3 protein-coding genes are annotated in these 7,178 nt (G+C 69.7%); all 3 read left to right on the top strand.

Going from position 1 to position 7,178, the window contains the following annotated elements:
• The first annotated feature begins 230 nt into the window (after positions 1-230).
• The gene (gene dnaE / locus ASD62_RS04575; protein ID WP_056914948.1) at positions 231-3,842 is read left to right on the top strand and encodes a DNA polymerase III subunit alpha; all 3,612 of its coding nucleotides are present in this window, start codon (positions 231-233) and stop codon (positions 3,840-3,842) included.
• Positions 3,843-3,864: 22 nt separating this feature from the next.
• Complete coding sequence (locus tag ASD62_RS04570) at positions 3,865-6,021, top strand: S9 family peptidase (RefSeq protein ID WP_056914947.1); 2,157 nt, start codon at positions 3,865-3,867, stop codon at positions 6,019-6,021.
• Positions 6,022-6,115: 94 nt separating this feature from the next.
• Positions 6,116-7,178 (top strand): hypothetical protein (locus ASD62_RS04565; RefSeq protein WP_235530625.1); only part of this gene is annotated, 1,063 nt, incomplete at its 3' end.

The following is a 7,178-nucleotide window of genomic DNA, read 5'->3' as shown; positions in this document are numbered from 1 at the left end:
TCGAGCACCCCGGCACCGGCAAGCACGTCACCTTCGAGAGCCCCTACCCGGCCGACCTGCAGAGCGCGCTCGACCGCCTCTGAGGCACCCCACGAGCCGGTGCGATGTGCCGCGGACCCGGGTCCGCGGCATACCGCACCGGTCGTCGGGCGACCGCGACGGAAACCCGCCGCGACACGGTGGGGCGACACGCCGGAGAGCAGTCGGTGGGGCGGCTTAGACTCGACCCGATGTCCTCCCAGCCCGCCGCCCCCACCGCTCGCCCCGGGTCGAAATCCGACTCGTTCGTCCACCTGCACGTGCACACCGAGTACTCCATGCTCGACGGTGCCGCCCGCATCGGTGACCTGTTCACCCGCGCCGCGGAGATGGGGATGCCGGCGCTCGCCACGACCGACCACGGCTACGTCTTCGGGGCCTACGAGTTCTGGAAGAAGGCCCAGGGCACGGGGGTGAAGCCGATCATCGGCGTCGAGGCCTACGTCACGCCGGGCACGCACCGCACCGACAAGACCCGTGTGAAGTGGGGCGACGAGTCCCAGGCGCGCGACGACGTGTCGGGCTCGGGCGCCTACACGCACATGACGCTGCTGGCCAAGAACAACAACGGCCTGCACAACCTCTTCCGCCTCGACTCCCTCGCGAGCCTGGACCAGGTCTACGCGAAGTGGCCACGCCTGGACCGCGAGCTGCTCAGCGCCCACGGGCAGGGGCTCATCGCGACGACGGGCTGCCCGTCGGGGGAGATCCAGACCCGCCTGCGCCTGGGGCAGTACCAGGAGGCCATGCAGGCGGCGAGCGACTTCCGCGACATCTTCGGTGCGGAGAACTACTTCTGCGAGCTGATGGACCACGGCCTGGACATCGAGCGACGGGTCCAGAAGGACCTGCTGCGCCTGGCCCGCGAGCTCAAGCTGCCGCTGGTGGCCACGAACGACCTGCACTACTCCAGCCCCGAGGACGCCAAGGCCCACTCGGCCCTGCTGTGCGTGCAGTCCGGCTCGACGATGATGGACCCCAACCGGTTCAAGTTCGACGCCGACGACTTCTACCTCAAGAGCCCCGAGGAGATGCGCCACACGTGGCGCGAGCTGCCCGAGGCGTGCGACAACACGCTCCTCATCGCCGAGATGTGCGACATCTCCTTCACCGAGGGTGAGGGCCGCTACATGCCGCGCTTCCCCTGCCCACCGGGGGAGAACGAGGAGAGCTGGTTCATCAAGGAGGTCCAGACGGGCCTGATGGGGCGGTTCCCCGAGGGCGTGCCGGAGTACGCCACGAGGCAGGCGGCCTTCGAGACCGAGGTCATCGTCTCCAAGGGGTATGCCGGCTACTTCCTCGTCGTCGCCGACTTCATCAACTGGGCCAAGAAGAACGGCATCCGGGTCGGTCCCGGGCGTGGCTCGGGTGCAGGCTCCATGTGCGCCTACGCCATGAAGATCACCGACCTCGACCCGATCCCGCACGGCCTGATCTTCGAGCGGTTCCTCAACCCCGAGCGTGCGTCGATGCCCGACTTCGACATCGACTTCGACGAGCGTCGACGTGGCGAGGTCATCAAGTACGTCACCGAGAAGTACGGCGCCGACCGCGTCGCGCAGATCGTCACCTACGGCACCATCAAGGCCAAGCAGGCCGTCAAGGACGCCGCGCGCGTCATGGGCCACCCGTTCGTCGTCGGCGAGCAGCTGACCAAGGCGATGCCGCCGGACGTCATGGGCAAGGGCGTGCCCCTGTCGGAGATCTACAACAAGGAGCACAAGCGCTACAACGAGGGCGGCGACTTCCGGGCCCTGGTCGAGTCCGAGCCGCACTTCAAGGAGATCGTCGAGACCGCCAAGGGCCTCGAGGGCCTGAAGCGGCAGTGGGGCGTGCACGCCGCCGGCGTCATCATGTCCAGCGAGCCGCTCATCGACGTCATCCCGATCATGCGACGGCTGCAGGACGGCCAGGTCATCACCCAGTTCGACTACCCGAGCTGCGAGTCGCTCGGCCTGGTCAAGATGGACTTCCTGGGCCTGCGCAACCTGACGATCCTCGACGACGCCATCGAGAACATCAAGGCCAACCGCGACGAGGACATCGACCTCGACGCGCTGTCCAAGGACATGACCGACAAGCCGACGTACGACCTGCTCGCGCGCGGCGACACCCTCGGGGTGTTCCAGCTCGACGGCGGCGGCATGCGCACGCTGCTCAAGCTCATGCAGCCCGACAACTTCGAGGACATCTCCGCGGCCCTCGCGCTCTACCGTCCCGGTCCCATGGGCGTGAACGCGCACACCAACTTCGCGTTGCGCAAGAACGGCAAGCAGATCCTCACGCCGCTCGACCCACAGCTCGAGGGCAAGCTCCAGCAGGAGATGATCGACGCCCTTGGGCCGATCCTCGGCACGACCTACGGCCTGGTGATCTACCAGGAGCAGGTCATGGAGATCGCCCAGAAGCTCGCGGGCTACACCCTGGGCAACGCCGACCTGCTGCGTCGCGCCATGGGCAAGAAGAAGAAGGAGGTGCTCGACGCCGAGTACGTCCCCTTCTCCGAGGGCATGAAGGCCAAGGGGTTCAACGAGGCGTCGATCGCCGCCCTGTGGGGTGTCCTCGTCCCGTTCTCCGACTACGCGTTCAACAAGGCGCACACCGCCGCATACGGGCTGGTCTCCTACTGGACCGGGTACCTCAAGGCCAACTACCCGGCCGAGTACATGGCCGCGCTGCTCACCAGCGTCGGCGACGACAAGGACAAGTCGGCGCTGTACCTCGGCGAGTGCCGTCGCATGGGCATCAAGGTGCTGCCCCCGGACGTCAACGACTCCGTGGGCCGCTTCGCCGCCGTCGGCACCGACATCCGGTTCGGCCTGCAGGCCATCCGCAACGTCGGCCACAACGTCGTCGAGGGCATCATCGCCGCGCGCGAGGAGAAGGGCCGCTTCACCTCGTTCAAGGACTTCCTGTCCAAGTGCCCGGCCGTGGTCTGCAACAAGCGCACCATCGAGTCGCTCATCAAGGCGGGTGCGTTCGACGGGCTGGCCGAGTCGCGCCAGGGCCTGCTGCGCGTGCACGAGGACTACGTCGACAACTTCGTCGACATCAAGCGCCAGGAGGCGATCGGCCAGGACTCGCTGTTCGGGTCGTTCGGTGGTGACGAGGGCGGGGCCGAGTCGGTCGACTTCTCGGTGCTGCCGCCCATCCCCACCGTGGAGTGGGACAAGAAGACGCTGCTGCAGTTCGAGCGCGAGATGCTCGGCCTCTACGTCTCCGACCACCCGCTGTTCGGCATCGAGCACGTCCTGTCCTCGCACGCCGACACCTCGATCGCGAGCCTCACGGGAGAGGACGGCAAGCCCGAGGGCTCCAACGTCACCATCGCGGGCCTGATCACCGGCCTGCAGGTCAAGCGCACCAAGAAGGGTGACCTCTGGGCGATCGTCACCGTCGAGGACCTCGAGGGTGCCATCGAGTGCCTGTTCTTCCCCTCGGCCTACCTCACCGTGCAGCACGCCCTGACCCACGACGCGGTTGTCGTGGTCAAGGGCCGGGTGAACCGGCGTGACGACACCCCGTCGATCTACGCGTCCGACCTCACGCTGCCCGACATCTCGGAGGGTCCGCGCGGCCCCGTGGTCGTCACCATGGACACCAACCGGGCCACCGCGGCCAAGGTCGAGGAGCTCAAGTCGGTGCTGTCGTCGCACCCCGGCTCCACCGAGGTGCACGTGCGCCTCAGCCAGCCCGGTCGCTCCGTGCTCATGAAGCTCGAGGACGCGTACCGGGTCAACGCCACCGAGGCGCTGTTCGGCGACCTCAAGGTGATCCTCGGGCCACGCTGCCTCGTCGGCTGAGCACCCCCGTAGTGTTCTGCGCGTGAGCACGCCCGCGGTCACCCCGCCGTCCGTCCCCCGCCCGGAACAGCGCCCCACCACGCGCGAGCACCACGGCGACGTCGTCATCGACCCCTACGAGTGGCTGCGCGACAAGTCCGACCCCGCGGTGGTGGCCCACCTCGAGGACGAGAACGCCTACGCGGAGGCGATGACGGCCGGCCTGCAGCCGCTGCGCGACGAGATCTTCGAGGAGATCCGCTCCCGCACCCAGGAGACCGACCTCTCCGTGCCCGTGGCGAGCGGCCCGTGGTGGTACTACTCGCGCAGCTACGAGGGTTCGCAGTACTCGCTGGAGTGCCGCGCCCCGCGCGCGGACGGCGCCCCGCGCCCCGAGCCCGAGGTCGGTGCCACGGTCGAGGGCGAGCAGGTGCTGCTCGACGGCAACCTCGAGGCCATGGGTCACGAGTTCTTCTCGCTCGGGGCGCTGAGCATCAGCCCGGACCACCGGTGGCTCGCGTACGCCGTCGACACCGAGGGTGACGAGCGCTTCGCGCTGCGGGTCAAGGACCTGTCGACGGGGGAGATCGTCGACACCGCGGTCCAGGAGGTCGGCTACGGCTGCGTCTTCTCCTACGACGGCCGCTACCTGTTCTACACGCGGGTCGACGAGACCTGGCGTCCGCACCAGGCCTGGCGGCACGAGGTCGGGACCCCGGCCGAGGACGACGTGCTGGTGCACGAGGAGCCCGACGAGCGGTTCTGGATGGGCCTGGGCTCCTCCCGCGACGACCGCTGGATCATGGTCGGGCTGGGCTCCAAGACGACCTCGGAGGTGCGCCTGCTCGACGCCACCGACCCCCTGGGGGAGTTCCGGGTCGTGGCTCCGCGGCGCGAGGGTGTCGAGTACGACGTCGAGCCGGCCGCCGACCGCCTCCTCATCGTCCACAACGCCGACTCCATCGACTCCGACCTGGCGTGGGCACCGCTCGACGCCACGTCCGCCGACCAGTGGCAGCCGTTGCTGCGCTCCGCTGCCGGCGAACGGTTCCAGGGGGTCGAGGCCTTCGACGACGTGGCCGTCCTCGCCCTGCGCAAGGAGGGACTCACCGCCGTGCGCGTCCTCGAGCGCGACGCCGGCTCCCCGACCGGGTATGGCGCGAGCCACGACCTCGACTTCGACGAACCCGTCTACTCGGTGGGACTGGGGGACAACCCAGAGAGCGCGACGACCAGCCTGCAGGTGGTGTTCGAGTCGCTGGTCACGCCCCGCACGGTCCTGGACTACGACCTGCGCACCCGCGACTACACCCTGCTCAAGCGCCAGCCCGTGCTCGGCGGCTACGACCCCTCGCAGTACGAGCAGCGCCGGGAGTGGGCCACCGCCCCCGACGGCACCAGGGTGCCGATCTCGCTGGTCTACCCGGCGGGCAGCGAGCCGGACGGCACCCGGCCGGGGCTGCTCACGGCCTACGGCTCCTACGAGATCTCCTCGGACCCGTACTTCTCGGTGGCCCGGCTGTCGCTGCTCGAGCGGGGGTTCGTGTACGCCATCGCGCACGTCCGTGGTGGCGGCGAGCTCGGTCGCGCGTGGTACGACGAGGGCAAGCTGACCCAGAAGCGCTCCACGTTCACCGACTTCGTCGCCTGTGCCGACCACCTCGTCGAGACCGGCTGGGTGCACCCGGAACGCCTTGCGGCAGAAGGGGGTTCGGCTGGCGGCCTCCTCATCGGCGCGGCCGTCAACCTGGCGCCCGAGCGGTTCCGGGTGGTGCACGCGGCAGTGCCGTTCGTCGACGCGCTCACCACGATCCTGGACCCCAGCCTGCCCCTGACCGTGGTCGAGTGGGAGGAGTGGGGCAACCCGCTCGCCGACCCCGAGGTGTACGCCTACATGAAGTCGTACTCGCCGTACGAGAACGTGCACCGCGCGCCATACCCGGCCGTGCTGGCGACCACGTCCCTCAACGACACCCGCGTGTACTTCACCGAGCCGGCGAAGTGGGTGGCCCGCCTCCGGGAGAACACCACCAACGGACCCGACGAGCGACCGGTGCTCCTGCGGACCGAGATGGTGGCGGGGCACGGCGGGAAGAGCGGCCGGTACGACTCCTGGCGACAGGTGGCGTGGGAGTGGGCGTTCCTCGTGGACCAGGTCGGCGCCGGTGCGCAGAAAGAGACCGTCCCGGCCTCCTCATGATCTGGTCCTTTCGGCCGATGGGAAGGCCACGGACAGGTGAGGCCCCACGGCGCCCGGGTGATGCCTAGGCTTCATGGTGGCGAAAGGTGGAGCAGTGGTCGACGTCGGGACTGAGGGCACGCGTGCCCTCGCCGCCCACACCGACTGGTCCCGTACGCCCACCGGCGCCGCCGACCAGTGGCCGGCGGCCCTGCTGGCCGCCTGGGACCAGGCGCTCGACTCGCTGCTCCCGACCGCGCTGCTCGTCGGACCCAGCCGGGTCCTGCTGTACAACGACGCCTTCGCCGCCCGCCTCGGCGCGAGGCACCCGGCGGCGTTCGGGTGTCCCGCCGACGAGGCGCTGCCCGAGCTGTGGCAGCGCTCGCACCTCGGGCGGCTGCTCGACCGGGTCCTGACCGACGGGGACGGGTTCCTCGACGAGGACTCCCGCGTGGGGCTGCCCTCGCTGGGCGAGGCCGAGGTGGCCGAGCTCCCGCTGCTCGGCCACCACCTGCGCACGGGTTCGCCGATCCGTGACTCGGCCGGTGACGTGGTCGCGGCGGTGCACGTCGTGGTCGAGACCTCGACGTCGCACGACCGGGCGCGCGCGGTCGCCGAGCTCGCCACCGCCCTGGGCACCGCGGTGACCGTGGACGACGTCTGCAAGGTGGTGCTCAGGGAGGCGGTGTCCGCCTTCGGGGCCCGCTCCGCCGGCATCTGCCTGCCCTCACCGGGTCACGGCGGGTGGCGGATCGCCCGCCGCCACCGGATCGAGGACCTCTCACCCGACGAGGAGCGGCTGCCGCTCATCTGGTCCGAGCTCCCGGAGGACCTCGCCGAGACCGTGTCCTGGGCGGTCGAGGAACGGGAGGTCCACGGATCCGACTCCGGCGAGCTCATCGTCGTCCCGCTGGAGGCCCGCACCATCAGGGCCGCGGTGGTCGGCTTCCGGGAGGCCACGCCGCTGCCGCCGACCCTCGGGGTCGTGCTGTCCGCGTTCACCGACCTCGTGGCGGAGGCGCTCGGTCGGGCCGTGGTCTACGACGCCGAACGTTCCACGGCTGAGCTCCTCCAGCGCACGCTGCTGCCCGCGAACCTTCCCCAGTCCGACGCCATCAGCGTCGCAGCGAGGTACGAACCGGTCTCTGAGGGGACGGTGGCCGGTGGCGACTTCTACG

Source organism: Phycicoccus sp. Root563 (assembly GCF_001427915.1).
Taxonomy (GTDB): Bacteria; Actinomycetota; Actinomycetes; order Actinomycetales; family Dermatophilaceae; genus Pedococcus.
This window is presented reverse-complemented; position numbering and strand designations above follow the sequence as displayed.